This is a genomic window from Pseudomonas sp. CP-1 (assembly GCF_021213715.1).
Taxonomy (GTDB): Bacteria; Pseudomonadota; Gammaproteobacteria; order Pseudomonadales; family Pseudomonadaceae; genus Pseudomonas; species Pseudomonas aeruginosa.
Map to the genome: position 1 here is coordinate 12,596 of NZ_JAJQKY010000018.1, position 12,632 is coordinate 25,227.

At 67.9% G+C, this 12,632-nt stretch carries 13 protein-coding genes; 5 read left to right on the top strand and 8 right to left on the bottom strand.

What is annotated here, in order from left to right:
* Positions 1 to 26 precede the first annotated feature (26 nt).
* Together LT948_RS26090 and LT948_RS26095 are read right to left on the bottom strand one after the other, a co-directional pair.
* Positions 27 to 194 carry a hypothetical protein gene (locus tag LT948_RS26090; protein ID WP_003089849.1) on the bottom strand — a complete coding sequence of 56 codons (168 nt, stop codon included), beginning with the start codon at positions 192 to 194 and terminating at the stop codon, positions 27 to 29.
* Positions 195 to 297: 103 nt separating this feature from the next.
* Positions 298 to 1,638: a leucine-rich repeat-containing protein kinase family protein gene (locus tag LT948_RS26095; RefSeq protein WP_033996162.1), complete on the bottom strand. Its 1,341-nt coding sequence runs from the start codon at positions 1,636 to 1,638 to the stop codon at positions 298 to 300.
* A 117-nt stretch (positions 1,639 to 1,755) separates the two neighbouring features.
* On the opposite strand from LT948_RS26095, the gene LT948_RS26100 reads away from it, so the two are divergent.
* Positions 1,756 to 3,009 (top strand): SMI1/KNR4 family protein, encoded by a 1,254-nt coding sequence (locus LT948_RS26100; protein ID WP_003131306.1) that lies wholly within the window; start codon positions 1,756 to 1,758, stop codon positions 3,007 to 3,009.
* A gap of 3 nt (positions 3,010 to 3,012) precedes the next feature.
* On the opposite strand, the gene LT948_RS26105 is transcribed toward LT948_RS26100, so the two are convergent.
* Positions 3,013 to 3,630 (bottom strand): immunity protein Imm33 domain-containing protein, encoded by a 618-nt coding sequence (locus LT948_RS26105; RefSeq protein WP_003089860.1) that lies wholly within the window; start codon positions 3,628 to 3,630, stop codon positions 3,013 to 3,015.
* Between the two features lie 251 nt (positions 3,631 to 3,881).
* Positions 3,882 to 5,228: an OprD family porin gene (locus LT948_RS26110; protein ID WP_022580469.1), complete on the bottom strand. Its 1,347-nt coding sequence runs from the start codon at positions 5,226 to 5,228 to the stop codon at positions 3,882 to 3,884.
* Positions 5,229 to 5,590: 362 nt separating this feature from the next.
* On the opposite strand from LT948_RS26110, the gene LT948_RS26115 reads away from it, so the two are divergent.
* Positions 5,591 to 5,809 carry a hypothetical protein gene (locus tag LT948_RS26115; protein ID WP_033938693.1) on the top strand — a complete coding sequence of 73 codons (219 nt, stop codon included), beginning with the start codon at positions 5,591 to 5,593 and terminating at the stop codon, positions 5,807 to 5,809.
* Between the two features lie 157 nt (positions 5,810 to 5,966).
* Here LT948_RS26115 and catA read toward each other — a convergent pair whose 3' ends face one another.
* From catA to LT948_RS26130, 3 genes are read right to left on the bottom strand one after another with little or no spacing between them, the layout of a single operon-like run.
* The gene (gene catA, locus LT948_RS26120; RefSeq protein ID WP_009314156.1) at positions 5,967 to 6,899 is read right to left on the bottom strand and encodes a catechol 1,2-dioxygenase; all 933 of its coding nucleotides are present in this window, start codon (positions 6,897 to 6,899) and stop codon (positions 5,967 to 5,969) included.
* A 44-nt stretch (positions 6,900 to 6,943) separates the two neighbouring features.
* Positions 6,944 to 7,234: a muconolactone Delta-isomerase gene (gene catC / locus LT948_RS26125; protein ID WP_003089864.1), complete on the bottom strand. Its 291-nt coding sequence runs from the start codon at positions 7,232 to 7,234 to the stop codon at positions 6,944 to 6,946.
* 31 nt (positions 7,235 to 7,265) lie between these two features.
* On the bottom strand, positions 7,266 to 8,387 hold the full coding sequence (locus LT948_RS26130; RefSeq protein ID WP_003139111.1) for a muconate cycloisomerase family protein: 1,122 nt from the start codon (positions 8,385 to 8,387) through the stop codon (positions 7,266 to 7,268).
* A gap of 161 nt (positions 8,388 to 8,548) precedes the next feature.
* Between LT948_RS26130 and LT948_RS26135 the strand changes: the two genes are divergently transcribed.
* A complete protein-coding gene (locus LT948_RS26135; RefSeq protein WP_003089870.1) occupies positions 8,549 to 9,421 on the top strand; it encodes a LysR family transcriptional regulator in 873 nt (290 codons plus the stop codon).
* Positions 9,422 to 9,429: 8 nt separating this feature from the next.
* On the opposite strand, the gene LT948_RS26140 is transcribed toward LT948_RS26135, so the two are convergent.
* On the bottom strand, positions 9,430 to 10,431 hold the full coding sequence (locus LT948_RS26140) for an AraC family transcriptional regulator (RefSeq protein ID WP_003089872.1): 1,002 nt from the start codon (positions 10,429 to 10,431) through the stop codon (positions 9,430 to 9,432).
* A gap of 316 nt (positions 10,432 to 10,747) precedes the next feature.
* Here LT948_RS26140 and antA point away from each other — a divergent pair, with 316 nt between their 5' ends.
* Positions 10,748 to 12,142, top strand: coding sequence for an anthranilate 1,2-dioxygenase large subunit (antA, locus tag LT948_RS26145; RefSeq protein WP_033956484.1), 1,395 nt, complete (start codon positions 10,748 to 10,750; stop codon positions 12,140 to 12,142).
* Positions 12,139 to 12,630, top strand: coding sequence for an anthranilate 1,2-dioxygenase small subunit (gene antB / locus LT948_RS26150; protein ID WP_015502833.1), 492 nt, complete (start codon positions 12,139 to 12,141; stop codon positions 12,628 to 12,630). The genes antA and antB overlap by 4 nt, the downstream gene beginning before the upstream one ends.
* Positions 12,631 to 12,632 lie beyond the last annotated feature (2 nt).

Sequence of the window (12,632 nt, forward strand, 5' to 3'; positions counted from 1 at the left end):
CCGCCATTGCGGGCGCGGGTGGCGCTTCAGTAATGGGTGGCGATATAGATGCGGTAGCTGATGATGGCCAGCATGCAGATCACCCCGACCCACATGAGGAACAGGCCGAACGGCGTGTCGCGCTTGGTGAAACCCGTGCCGATGAAGAGCATGCCCAGCACGATGATTGCGAAAGTGACGCCGTAGGAATCCATGTTTACCCTCGTTGGCCGCGTTCCTGACATACTTGTCAGTCTAGCTCCAAGCCCGCTAGAACTGCGTTGATATTTATCAGCCTGCGGTCAATCTCGGGCAAATTCATCGAACTTGAGGAAACGCCTGGCTGCGAGCGGCAAGGTCGCGCAAGATCGCCTGGATCTCGCCGAAGTCCGGCCGCTCGCTCACCCGTGGCAGCGCGCAACGTCGCTGCAACTCGACCAGCGCCGCACGTAGCGAGGCCTGCCCCGGCAGCGCCTCACTGCGCTCGAGCAACTCCTCCAGCAGGCAGGCGAAGGCACGCACTTCCAGACGCCGCAGGGCGCCGGCAAGCACGGCGTCGTCCGGGAGGAAGGACGCGGCGCCGAAATCGCCCAGCAGGCAGGCGCCATCCTCGCGCCAGAGGATGTTATGCGCATAGAAGTCGCCATGGCTGATACCGCGTCCATGCAGATGGGCCATCAACCCGGCGAGCGAGGCCGCCAGGCGCAGCGCCGTGGCCAGCTCGAAGCGCAGTCCCGGCGGATAGACGTCGCGGGTACAGGACTCCAGGCTCGGCGGCCCCGCCAGGTTGCGATAGGCGTCGTCGAGCAGCTCCAGCACCAGCCCGTCGCGCCCTTGCGGATGCCCGGCGAGCCGGCCGAGCACCTCGATCAATTGCGCATGGCGCCCCGCCGCCAGGCAGGCGGCCATCTCGCTGGCAGGGGTGCCATCGCTGGTCACTTCGCCCTTGAACAGCTTCAGCGCCACCGTGCGCGTCGAGCCGTCCGGCTGGCGCCAGCCGGCGCGATGGATGATCCCGGAGGCTCCTTCGCCGATCAGCCCTTCCAGGCTCAGCTCGCTCCAGTCCAGCACGGCGATGCCGCTGTCGGCCAGCGCCGGCAGGCGGCACAACGGGTTGCCGGCGTAGGCCAGCCAGGCCAGGCGCGGCAGCGTCGCCAGCCAGGCCGGCAGGCGCTGGAAACGGTTGGCGGCGATCCGCAGCAGTTCCAGGCCTTCGCAAGCGGCCATGCTCTCGGGCAAGGCCTCCAGGCGGTTGCCGGCCAACATCAGCTTCTGCAACGGCCGGCGGCCCAGTTCCTCGGGCAGCGTGGCAATCCGGTTGTCGGTGAGGATCAGCCAGCGCAGCGCTGGCGGCAGGGCTGCGGCCGGCACCCGCTCGATGCGGTTGGACTTGAAGCCGACCATGCTCAGCGCCGGACAGTCGCCCACCGCCGCCGGCAATTCGGCGAAGTCGTTGGCGGAACAGAACAGCACCTTGAGACGATGCAGCCGGCCGAGGTCGTCCGGTAGGCTGTCCAGGGCATTGCCGCTGAGGTTGAGCACCTCCAGGGAGTCGGCCAGTTCGAAGATTTCCCGGGGGAACTCGCGCAGGCCGCAGGACAGGTCCAGGCGCGTGGCGCCGGCCAGTTCGCCGCTGCGCAGTTGCTGCAAGGTGTGCATGGTTCGACGGACTCCGGCCAGGGCGGATGGAAAGCCGCGCATGATAGCCAAGGCGTTGCGGAACGCGCACCCTCGCCGTGCTAGAGTGGCCGCCCCGAATCGACAGGACCACAGAGAATGGAACTCTCCCCCGCCGAACGCCAACTCCTGCTGGCCCATCGCCTGGCCGTGTTCGACGGCTGCGTGGTATACGACGCCCAGCCGCCGGTGTCCGCCGAACACGTCCAGCGTCTTGCCGAAGGCCTGGCCGGACCGATTCCAGAAGACCTGCTACGCCTCTGGCGCACCTGTTTCGGCGGGCGCCTCGGCTATGACCTGGAAGTCGACTACGACGGCCACCGCCACCCGTTCTCTTTCAGCGAACTGTTCTATCCGGACAGCGACGGCTACCACGACCTCTGGGGCTGGATCGAACATGAGCGCGAGCTGGCGGCGGAAGCCGCGGCAGAAGAAGGCCGCGACTGGAACGGCAAGCTGGCCTACCTGCCGTTCGGTGGCTTCGAGTACCTGGAGCGGCTCTACGTCTGCGTCGAACCCGGCCCCGAGCATGGCGCGGTAATCGCCTGGAGCCACGGCCTGCCGCCGGCCTGGGCCGGACGCCTGCACCAGGATTCGCTGACGCGCCTGGCCGACGATGTCGGCGGGCTGTTCCGCCTGTTGTCCTTCGAACAGGATCCGTTCGATGCCGAGAACGCCTGCGGCGTGGCCGACGAGCTACTGGAAGCGCTGGACGCCCTGGAGGCCGCCGGGGAGCCCGGCAAGGCGCTGAAGGGCCGCCTGGAAGTCCTGCTGCGCCAGCGCATCCTCGACTGGCGGCCGGCCCTCGCCGACGGCAGCCTGGCCGCCGAGCCAAGGCTGCGTCAACTGGCCCTGGCCGAAGCTGCGCAAGACGGCGACATCGACCTGCTGCAACGCCTGCGCGATGCCGGCTGCGACTTCGCCGAAACCCTGCGCGGACGCGGCGGCGTGCTGGAGGCCTGCCTCGCCCGCGGGCGCCTGGAGGCCGCCGGATGGCTGCTCGACCAGGGCGTCGCGGTGCACCAGGACAGCCTGCAGATCGGCGCCGCGCACCTCGATGCGGTCCTGGCCGAACGCCTGTTGCGGCTCGGCGCGGTCTCCGACCCGAATACGGTGCTCCTCGCCCTGCAATACGGCGACGCCGACGCCGCGCGGATCATGGCGCGACCGCTGCTGGAGGAGTCGCCGGCGCGGGCCAGCGCCCTGCGTCTGGCCCTCGCCAGCCGCGCCGAGCGCGAGCGCAGCGACGCCAGGCGGGTCAGGTCGGGAAAGATGGGCAGCAACCGCAGTCCCGACGACTACCTGGCCCTGGCCGAGCGCCTGGAGCGCTTCCTCGCCGAGCTGCCAGGCTGAGGCTCAACCCTCCGGTCCCTGCACCTCGATGAAGGAACCGTCGGCCAGCCGCTCGAACGCCCGTCCCGGCGGCGCGTCGAGCAGCGGCAGGATGCTGTCGTCGGCGTTCAGCACCGAGCCCAGGCTGACGTAGGCGGTGGTCCCGGCGGTATTCATGTAGTCGTCCGACTCGTCGCCGGCCATCAGCCGCCAGCCGCTGTCGTTTTCCTCTTCCGGCGCCTCGCGGTAGAGGTAGCCGACCGCCTTCCCCTCGTCTATCACCCGGCGCGTCACGAAGCAGCGCCGGGCATAGCGCGAGATCGGCGTTTCCCGCGGGTCGTGCTCGGTGTTGATGATGTGCCGCGCCTCGAAGACGATGCGCTCGCCCAGCGACAGGTCGCGGATGTATTGCGGATAGTTGTCCAGGCGGCCGCTGAAGGCGCCATCCGCCTCGATGCCCTCGACCGTCACCCAGAGCCGCTCGGCGCGCGGCGCATCGGGGTTGTCGGTATCGAAGGCGAAGATCAGCTTGACGCTTTCCCCGGCGGCGACCCGGTCGATGGTCTCCGCGTCCGGTTTGTAGAAGGTGTAGGGATGGCGGACAGCGATCGCACTGGCGTCCACCAAGGTCCACGAGGCCATGTCGACTCCCGCTTGGCTGGCTACGCGGCGCCCGTAGCCTGGGCTGCCACGGGCACGCCGGTGCCCGGGCGGCATGGGTGGAATGGCGTGGCCGAGGTTCGGGTCGCGGCGCCCACCGGCAGGCCGAAGCCATGCCCGGCCAGGAACCGCCCTTCGGCCCGCCTACCCAGAGGAAAGTAGCAGCGCCGCCGCGCAGCCGCCAGCAACGGGCTGTCGCAGAGCGCCGCCCCGGACGGGGCGGCGGCGCGCCTTCAGAGGACTTGCAGCGGGTATTCGACGATCAGGCGGACTTCGTCGAGGTCCGACTCGAAGCTGTCGGAGCGCACCGTGGCCTGGCGCACGCGGAACGCCAGGTCCTTGGCCGCGCCGCCCTGCACCACGTACTTGACCTCCACGTCGCGTTCCCAGCGGCCCTGGTTGGTCAGCGGGTTGCCGTTGGCGTCGGTGCGCATGTAGACGCTGTTGGCATTCGAATAATCGGCGTCCCAGCCCTTGCCATAGCGGGTCATGAAGCTCAGCCCCGGCACGCCGAAGGCGGCCATGTCGAGGTCGTAGCGGAGCATCAGCGAGCGTTCCTTGGGCGAGTTGAAGTCGCTGTACTGGATCGAGTTGTCCAGGTAGATGGAGTCGGTCTGGCGCAGGTAGTCGAAGTCGTCGTCGCCGTTGTTGCGCTGGTACGACAGCAGCACCTGGTGCGGGCCGTAGGCGAAGCCGCCGCGCACGCTCCAGATGTCGTTGTCGAGTTCGCCCATCACCTGCCTGCCCTGGTCCTTGACCTTGTAGTAGTTGGCGCCGCCGAGCAGGGACAGCTTGTCGTCCAGCGGATAGTTGAAGCTGGTGCCGGCGTAGTACTGGTCCCAGGCGTCCTTCTGGCGGCTGCCGTAGAGGCTGACACTCCAGTGCTCGGTGGCCTGGTAGTCGCCGCCGGCGTAGGCGACCCACGGCGAGTCGATGCGCCGGCCGGTGTAGAAGCTGTAGAAGTCGTCGCTGCCGCTGGTGCTGTTCGGCTGGGTCATCGAGTTCAGCTTGCCGGCCTGCAGGGTCAGGCCCTTCGCCAGGCTGTCGTTGACCAGGGTGAAGCCACGGAAGCTGGAGGGGAACAGCCGGCTGTTGCCGTACTGGATCACCGGGGTTTCCGGGAACACGTCGCCGACCCGCAGCACGGTGCCATACCAACGCAGCTTGACCGCGCCGCCGGCTCGCGAATAGTCGTCCTGCGGCCGCCCCTGGTCGTCATAGGGCAGCAGGTCGACGCTACCGCCGGCGCCGGAACGCCCGCCGCCGCTGTCCAGGCGCACGCCGAGCTGGGCGAAGGCGTCGATGCCGACGCCCAGCGTGCCCTGGGTGAAGCCCGAGGAGAAGTTGGCCATGAAGCCCTGCACCCATTCCTCGGTGTAGCCGCCGCCCGCCGGGCTCGATTGGCCCTTGCGGAAGTCGCGGTTGAAGTAGAAGTTGCGCAGCAGCAGGTTGACCTCGCTGCCCTCGATGAAACCTTCCTTGCTCCGCTCGGCGTTCTCCTCGGCGACGGCCGAGGCCATCACTCCAGCGCCCAGCAGCAGTGGAAGCGTCCACAGTCGTTTCTTTCCATCCCCTTGCATGGCGATTGCTCCAGATCGGTTCATGTCTGTTTTTCTTCTGCGGCCATGCCTTGCGGCGCTGGCTGTGCGTGAACTTCTGGTCGATCGCGCCCCCGCGCAGTCCTGCCGCAACCGGCATTGACCGTGAGGCTGATTCTGGATCCGGGGAAATGACGCAGACATGAGGCGGGGATTACTTTTCCGCAATCTTAACTCGCACTTAATGCGCTTCGCGCAGACTCCTCCGCCATGCAACGGAGCATCGCCGAAGTTATCGGAAACGTAATTTTCCACTCACCCTCGGGTAATCCGTCCGCTCTTACTCTTTGCTCAAACGGGACGAATACCTCGCCCCGGCGACGAGCCAACCCGAGAGGTTTGCCATGAAGATCATCCCGATGCTGCTGGCCGCCCTGCTGGCGACCGGCGCCGGCACTGCCCAGGCTCAGGACGGCAGCGAACGCTCCTGGCAGTACAACGCCGAATTCCGCGCCGCGCAGAAAGAACTGCGCGAGAAGCGCCTGCAGAAGCAACAACTGGAAGCGCAAGCGCAGAAGACCGACCGCAGCAAATGCGCCGAGCGCAAGAACGGCAACGGCTGAGCAGCCTTTCACCGAGCAATACACTTGTCCTTTTTGGGTTGCTCCTTTGGACAAGTCCTGAGGCGCCAGTCATGGCGCCTTTTTTTATCCGCCGTCGCGCCTGGCGGAAGAAGGCGGCATGGTCGCCAGCGACCAGCCGCCCTCCCCGCTCCCCGCCTTACTCCTGCAATGCCCGCGGCCGCTGGCTGCGGCGCTCGGCGGCAGGCGCCGGGCTGGCCTGGAGCTGGAAGTCGAAATCCAGTTCGGCGAAGCGTCCGCCCTCCACGCCGCGGTCGCGGGCCGCGGCGGGGTCGTCGTTGAAGCGCAGGTCGCCGATCAGCCCATCGCGGGTGGCGTAGGCGAAGTCGTCCCACAGGTAGCGGTCGCCCGCCAGGTTGATCTGAGTGGTCAGGTGGCGATGGCCGGGCGCCGAGACGAAGAAGTGGATGTGCGCCGGCCGCTGGCCGTGGCGGCCGAGGCGGTCGAGCAGCTCCTGGGTCGGGCCGTCGCTCGGGCAACCGTAGCCGGAGGGCACGATGCTGCGCGCACGGTAGCGGCCGTCGGCGTCGGTGCGGATGCGCCGGCGCAGGTTGTATTCGGACTGACTGCTGTCGAAGTAGGAATAGGTGCCTTGGGTATTGGCGTGCCAGACGTCGACGATGGCTCCGGCCAGCGGCTGGCCGTCGGGACCGCTGACGCGGCCCTGGAGGAACATCACGGTGCCGGGGTCGCGGCCGTCGTCCATCCGTGCCTCGCCGTCGCTCAGCGGCGCGCCGGCGACGTACAGCGGCCCTTCGATGGTGCGCGGCGTGCCGCCGGTGAGGCCGGCCTCGGCGTCCTGGGCGTCGAGCAGCAGGTCCAGGTAATGCTCCAGGCCCAGCCCGGCGGCCAGCAGGCCGGCCTCCTGGCGGCTGCCCAGGCGGTTCAGGTAATCCACCGCTTTCCAGAATTCGTCGGGCGTGACCTGCATCTCTTCGATCAACTTCGCCGTGTCGTCGAGGATGCGCCGCACCAGGGCCTTGGTGCGCGGATCGCCGCGTTCGTTGAGCTGGCCGCTGGCCTCTTCGAAGAAGCGCTGGACGTCGGCAGTCTGGGAAATCTTCACGGTCATGGCGTTTGCCTCTGCTTGTTGTTGTCGGGCGTGGGAAGGGAATCTCAGCGGTCGTCGGCATGGATCGACGAGGGATGCCGGCAAAGCCCGTCGATCTCGATGTCCATGTAGGGAAACAGCGGCAGCCGGGTCAGGGTGTCGTGCAGCGCCTCGACGCTGGGCAGGTCGAACAGGCTGTAGTTGGCGTAGTGCCCGGCGATCCGCCAGAGGTGCCGCCAGCTGCCCTCGCGCTGGAGGCGCTGGGCCATTTCCTTCTCCTCGGCCTTGAGCCGCTCGGCCTGTTGCGGGTCCATGTCGACGGGCAACTTCACGGTCATCTTCACGTGGAACAGCATCGGTCGTTTCTCCTCTGTCTGCGGAATGGCTTCAGCGCCGGCGGAAGCGCGCCAGGCGCTCCTCGTCGAGCGCCAGGCCGAGACCCGGCGCACGCGGCACGTGCAAGTGGAAATCCTGGTAGCGCGGCGACTCGAGGAGGATGTCCTCGGTCAGCAACAACGGGCCGAACAGTTCGCTGTGCCAGGCCAGGCGGTCGAGGGTGACGAAGGCGTGGGCGGCGGCCAGGGTGCCGATGCCGCCCTCGAGCATGGTCCCGCCGTACAGGCCGATCCCGGCCGCCTCGGCGATCGCCGCGCTACGCAGCACCGCGCGCGGTCCGCCGTTCTTGGCGATCTTCAGGGCGAACACCGGGGCGGCGCCCTCGCGAGCCAGGTGGAAGGCATCCTCGACGCTCTCGATGGCCTCGTCGGCCATGATCGGCGCGCCGCCGCGGCTGCTCAGGCGCGCCAGGCCGATGCGGTTGTGGCGGGCGATGGGCTGTTCGATCAGGGCGATGCCGTTGTCGCCGAGCGTCGCGCAGGCACGCTGGGCAACGCCTTCGTCCCAGGCCTGGTTGACGTCCACCCGCACGCTGGCGCGCTCGCCAAGGGCGCGCTTGATGGCGATCGCGTGGGCCACGTCGGCATCCACCTCACCGGCGCCGATCTTCAGCTTGAAGTGCCGGTGGCGGCGCAGGTCGAGCATCCGCTCGGCTTCCTCGATGTCGCGGCCGGTGTCGCCGCTGGCCAGGGTCCAGGCCACCTCCAGGCTGTCGTGCAGGCGGCCGCCGAGCAGTTCGCTGACGGCCAGGCCGAGGCGCTTGCCATGGGCGTCGAGCAAGGCGGTCTCGACCGCCGAGCGGGCGAAGGTGTTGCCCCTGATATGCCGGTCCAGGCGCTGCATCGCGGCATTCACGTTGTCCGCCGGCTGGCCCAGCAGCAACGGGGCGAAATGCGCGTCGAGATTGCTCTTGATGCTCTCCGGGCTCTCGCTGCCGTAGGCCAGGCCACCGATGGTGGTGGCTTCGCCGAGGCCCTCGATGCCGTCGCTGCAACGCAGGCGGAGGATCACCAGGGTCTGCCGGTTCATGGTGTGCATGGCCAGCTTGTGCGGGCGGATGGTCGGCAGGTCGACGATGATCGACTCGAGGCTTTGGATCACGGCTTGGCTCATTCTCGGGGGTCCACCAGGGTTGCGGTCGGGTTTTCGACGGTTCGCCGCTCAAGGCTCGCTCGATACCGAGCGGGTTTCGCCGTCGTTTCGGCCAAGCATCCATCGCCTTCTTCACTGGGGTCCAATATCATCTTCCTCTCGAACCATACCCTGGAGGTATCATGGAGCTTCGTCACCTGCGCTACTTCCAGGCGCTGGCCCGGACCCTCAACTTCACCCGCGCCGCCGAGCAACTGCACATCGCCCAGCCACCGCTGAGCCGGCAGATCCAGCAACTCGAGGAAATGCTCGGGGTGGCCCTGCTGGAGCGCGGCCGGCCGCTGCGCCTGACCGAAGCCGGGCGCTTCTTCCACGAACAGAGCGCGACGCTCCTGGACCAACTGGAGAGCATCTGCGACAGCACCCGGCGGATCGGCCAGGGCCAGCGCCAGTGGTTCGGCATCGGCTTCGTGCCCTCGGCGCTGTATGGCGTGCTGCCGGAGCTGATCCGCCACCTGCGCGGCGACCCGGAGCTGGAGCTGGGCCTGCTGGAGATGACCACCCTGCAACAGGTCGAGGCGCTGAAGAGCGGGCGCATCGACATCGGTTTCGGACGCATCCGCATCGACGACCCGGCGATCCGCCAGAGCGTGCTCAGCGAAGAGCCGCTGGTCGCCGCCCTGCCCGCCGGGCACCCGTTGCTCGGCCAGCCGCTGAGCCTGGAGCGCCTGTCGCGCGAACCGTTCGTGCTCTACCCCGGCCAGCCGCGACCGAGCTACGCCGACCATGTGCTGGCGCTGTTCGCCACTCACGGCCTGAGCCTGCGCGTGACGCAATGGGCCAACGAAATGCAGACCGCCATCGGCCTGGTCGCCGCCGGACTCGGCGCGACCCTGGTGCCGGCCTCGGTGCAGTTGCAGCACCGCGACGACGTCGCCTACCAGGCCCTGGCCGACGCCTCCCTGACCTCGCCGATCATCGTCAGCCGGCGCCAGGGCGACGGCTCTCCGCACCTGCGGCGCTGCCTGGCGCTGATCGGCCGCGAGGACGCCTGAGTGCCCTCTCAGGAGCGCCGCGCGGCGCGGCGCTGGGTCATGCTCGGGGTTTCCTCGAAGCGCTTGCGGTAGTCCACGGAGAAGCGTCCGAGGTGGCTGAAGCCCCAGCCCAGGGCGATCGTCGAGATGCTGCGGGCGCCGCCGCTGGCGAGGATCTCCTCGCGCACCGCGGCGAGTCGGTAGTGCTTCAGGTAGCTCATCGGCGACACCCCGAAGTAGCGACGGAAGCCCTCGAACAGCTTGAACCGCGAGACTCCGGCGGCGCGTTCCACGTCCTCCAGGCTCAGGGTCTCGCGGGCGTTGGCCTGGAGAAACTCGCGGGCACGCAGCAGGTAGTGCGGCGGGCGCCCGCCAAGGCCCTGCTGCAGGGCCTCGCTGTAGTTGTTCGGCTGGGCCAGGATCAGTCCCTTGATCAGCGCGCGCTCCAGGTCGCTGCTGAAAAACGCCTGGGCGTAGAGTTCGCTGCGCGCCATCTCCTCGCTGATGTGCCGCACGGTGCGCCACCAGGACGCGGAGGCGCCGTCCAGGGCATCCATTTCCGGATCGAAGCGCAAGGGCGTATCGATCGGCCGCTGCAACATCTCCTCCAGGACCTTGCGCATCGCCGTGCGGCCGATCACCACCTGCAACTTGCGGCAGTCCCCGGCGATGCTCAGCTCCTGGCGCTCGTTGGGCGCGATGATCACCCCGCGGCGGACGTCGGAGAGCAGGCGCAGCCCGCCCCGGCACAGCTCCTGCTCGCCGCTGAGCGGCAGGCTCAGGCTGTAGGCGTTGAACGCCGCGGCATCCTCGACGGTGATGGTGACGTCGGTGCCGTAGCCGATGTAGCCGAGGGTGGTGCACATCGACTTCAGCACGTTGCCGTGGTGCTGGAACTGCACCAGTCCCGGGCTCGCCGCTTCGAGCCGGTGCGGCCCGCAGACCTTCGACATCCAGGAACGGGCGGCGGCCAGGTCCAGGTGGTCGGCATGGAGATCGCCACGATCGGCGACGGGATGGCTCCTCATCATGGTTCGGCACTCGACACGGCAAGGCTGGGGGTGCGCTCTGCTGGCGCTCTGTTTTCAGCAAAATGCAAGGCATGTGCCGGCGCAAGGCCGACTCCCCGCATCCTCCACTATCCGGATAGCGTTCGCCGACTTTCCGGACAAAGCGTCCGCCGCAAGCGCCGCTCGAACCCGGAACGAGCCCTCCGCGAGGCCCTCGGCCGCTCCTCGGCGGCCGCACATTTTCGGGATGCGCATCGTCGACTAAGCGGATAGCCCGCCCCCGCTCGTGGCCGTTGAATGGCTCACCCATAACGACAACGCACAAGGGTGAGAACGCATGAACGCTACCCGCAGAAGCCTCGAACAGTGGCGCGACTATGTCGGCGGCTGTCTCGACTTCCGTCCCGAGGAAGGCATCTTCCGCATCGCCCGGGACATGTTCACCGAACCGGAGCTGTTCGACTTGGAGATGGAGCTGATCTTCGAAAAGAACTGGATCTACGCCTGCCACGAAAGCGAACTGGCCAGGCCCCACGACTTCGTCACCCTGCGCGCCGGACGCCAGCCGCTGATCGTCACCCGCGACGGCAACGGCCAGTTGCACGCGCTGGTCAACGCCTGCCAGCATCGCGGCGCGACCCTGGTGCGGGTCGGCAAGGGCAACCAGTCGACCTTCACCTGTCCGTTCCATGCCTGGTGCTACAAGAACGACGGCCGGCTGGTGAAGGTCAAGGCGCCGGGCGAATACCCGGAAGGCTTCGACAAGGCCACCCGCGGCCTGAAGAAAGCGCGCATCCAGAGCTACAAGGGCTTCGTCTTCGTCAGCCTGGACGTCGCCGGCGAGGACGACCTGGTGGACTTCCTCGGCGACGCCCGGGTGTTCCTCGACATGCTGGTGGCGCAGTCTCCCAGCGGCGAGCTGGAAGTGCTGCCCGGCACCTCCACCTACACCTACGAAGGCAACTGGAAGCTGCAGAACGAGAATGGCCTGGACGGCTATCACGTCAGTACCGTGCACTACAACTACGTAGCCACCGTGCAGCACCGCCAGCAGGTCGAGGCCGAGCGCGGCGGCGCGGCCGCCACCCTCGACTACAGCAAGCTCGGCGCCGGCGACGCGGCCACCGACGACGGCTGGTTCTCCTTCGCCAACGGCCACAGCGTGCTCTTCAGCGAGATGCCCAACCCCGCCGTACGCCCCGGCTACGCCAGCGTGATGCCGCGGCTGGTGGCGGAATACGGCCAGGCCCGCGCCGAGTGGATGATGCATCGCCTGCGCAACCTCAATCTCTACCCCAGCCTGTTCGTCATCGACCAGATCAGCTCGCAGCTGCGCATCGTCCGCCCGCTGGCCTGGAACCGTACCGAGATCGTCAGCCAGTGCATCGGCGTCAAGGGCGAGTCGGACGCCGACCGGGAGAACCGGATCCGCCAGTTCGAGGACTTCTTCAACGTCTCCGGGATGGGCACGCCCGACGACCTGGTGGAGTTCCGCGAAGCCCAGCGTGGCTTCCAGGCCCGCCTGGAGCGCTGGAGCGACATCTCCCGCGGCCACGGCAAGTGGCTCGAAGGCGCGACGCCGAACAGCCAGGCGCTGGGTATCGCGCCGCTGCTGACCGGCACCGAGATCACCCATGAAGGCCTCTACGTCAACCAGCACGCGCATTGGCGGCGCTTCCTCCTCGACGGCCTGGAGCGCCTGGCCCTGCGCGCGAAGGAGGTGACCCCATGAACGCCGGACTGCAGTACCGCGTCGAACAGTTCCTCTACCGCCACGCCGAACTCTGCGATGCCCAGGACTGGGACGGCTACCTCGCGCAGTTCGACGAACAGTGCGAGTTCCACCTGCCGCAGTGGGAGTCCGAGCAGCGCTACACCCGCGATCCGAAGCGCGAGATGTCGCTGATCTACTACCCCAGCCGTGCCGGCCTGGAAGACCGGGTGTTCCGTATCCGCACCGGCAAGGCCGCGTCCACCGTGCCGATGCCGCGCACCCTGCACCAGATCGGCAACGTGCGCATCGCCGAGGAAGGCGAGGGCCTGCTGCGAGTGCGGGTCAACTGGCAGACCCTGTTCCAGCGCCTGGACCAGACCGGCAGCTTCTTCGGCCATGCCACCTACCGCCTGAAACCCCATGGCGAGACCTGGCTGATCGCGCGCAAGCACATCGTCCTGCTCAACGACCGGATCGACTCGGTCCTCGACTTCTACCACCTCTGAAC

Excerpts from the sequence above, each read along its gene's own strand:
- LT948_RS26090 (WP_003089849.1), bottom strand. The coding sequence starts at position 194 with ATGGATTCCTACGGCGTCACTTTCGCAATCATCGTGCTGGGCATGCTC.
- LT948_RS26095 (WP_033996162.1), bottom strand. The coding sequence starts at position 1,638 with ATGCACACCTTGCAGCAACTGCGCAGCGGCGAACTGGCCGGCGCCACG.
- LT948_RS26100 (WP_003131306.1), top strand. The coding sequence starts at position 1,756 with ATGGAACTCTCCCCCGCCGAACGCCAACTCCTGCTGGCCCATCGCCTG.
- LT948_RS26105 (WP_003089860.1), bottom strand. The coding sequence starts at position 3,630 with ATGGCCTCGTGGACCTTGGTGGACGCCAGTGCGATCGCTGTCCGCCAT.
- LT948_RS26110 (WP_022580469.1), bottom strand. The coding sequence starts at position 5,228 with ATGCAAGGGGATGGAAAGAAACGACTGTGGACGCTTCCACTGCTGCTG.
- LT948_RS26115 (WP_033938693.1), top strand. The coding sequence starts at position 5,591 with ATGAAGATCATCCCGATGCTGCTGGCCGCCCTGCTGGCGACCGGCGCC.
- catA (WP_009314156.1), bottom strand. The coding sequence starts at position 6,899 with ATGACCGTGAAGATTTCCCAGACTGCCGACGTCCAGCGCTTCTTCGAA.
- catC (WP_003089864.1), bottom strand. The coding sequence starts at position 7,234 with ATGCTGTTCCACGTGAAGATGACCGTGAAGTTGCCCGTCGACATGGAC.
- LT948_RS26130 (WP_003139111.1), bottom strand. The coding sequence starts at position 8,387 with ATGAGCCAAGCCGTGATCCAAAGCCTCGAGTCGATCATCGTCGACCTG.
- LT948_RS26135 (WP_003089870.1), top strand. The coding sequence starts at position 8,549 with ATGGAGCTTCGTCACCTGCGCTACTTCCAGGCGCTGGCCCGGACCCTC.
- LT948_RS26140 (WP_003089872.1), bottom strand. The coding sequence starts at position 10,431 with ATGATGAGGAGCCATCCCGTCGCCGATCGTGGCGATCTCCATGCCGAC.
- antA (WP_033956484.1), top strand. The coding sequence starts at position 10,748 with ATGAACGCTACCCGCAGAAGCCTCGAACAGTGGCGCGACTATGTCGGC.
- antB (WP_015502833.1), top strand. The coding sequence starts at position 12,139 with ATGAACGCCGGACTGCAGTACCGCGTCGAACAGTTCCTCTACCGCCAC.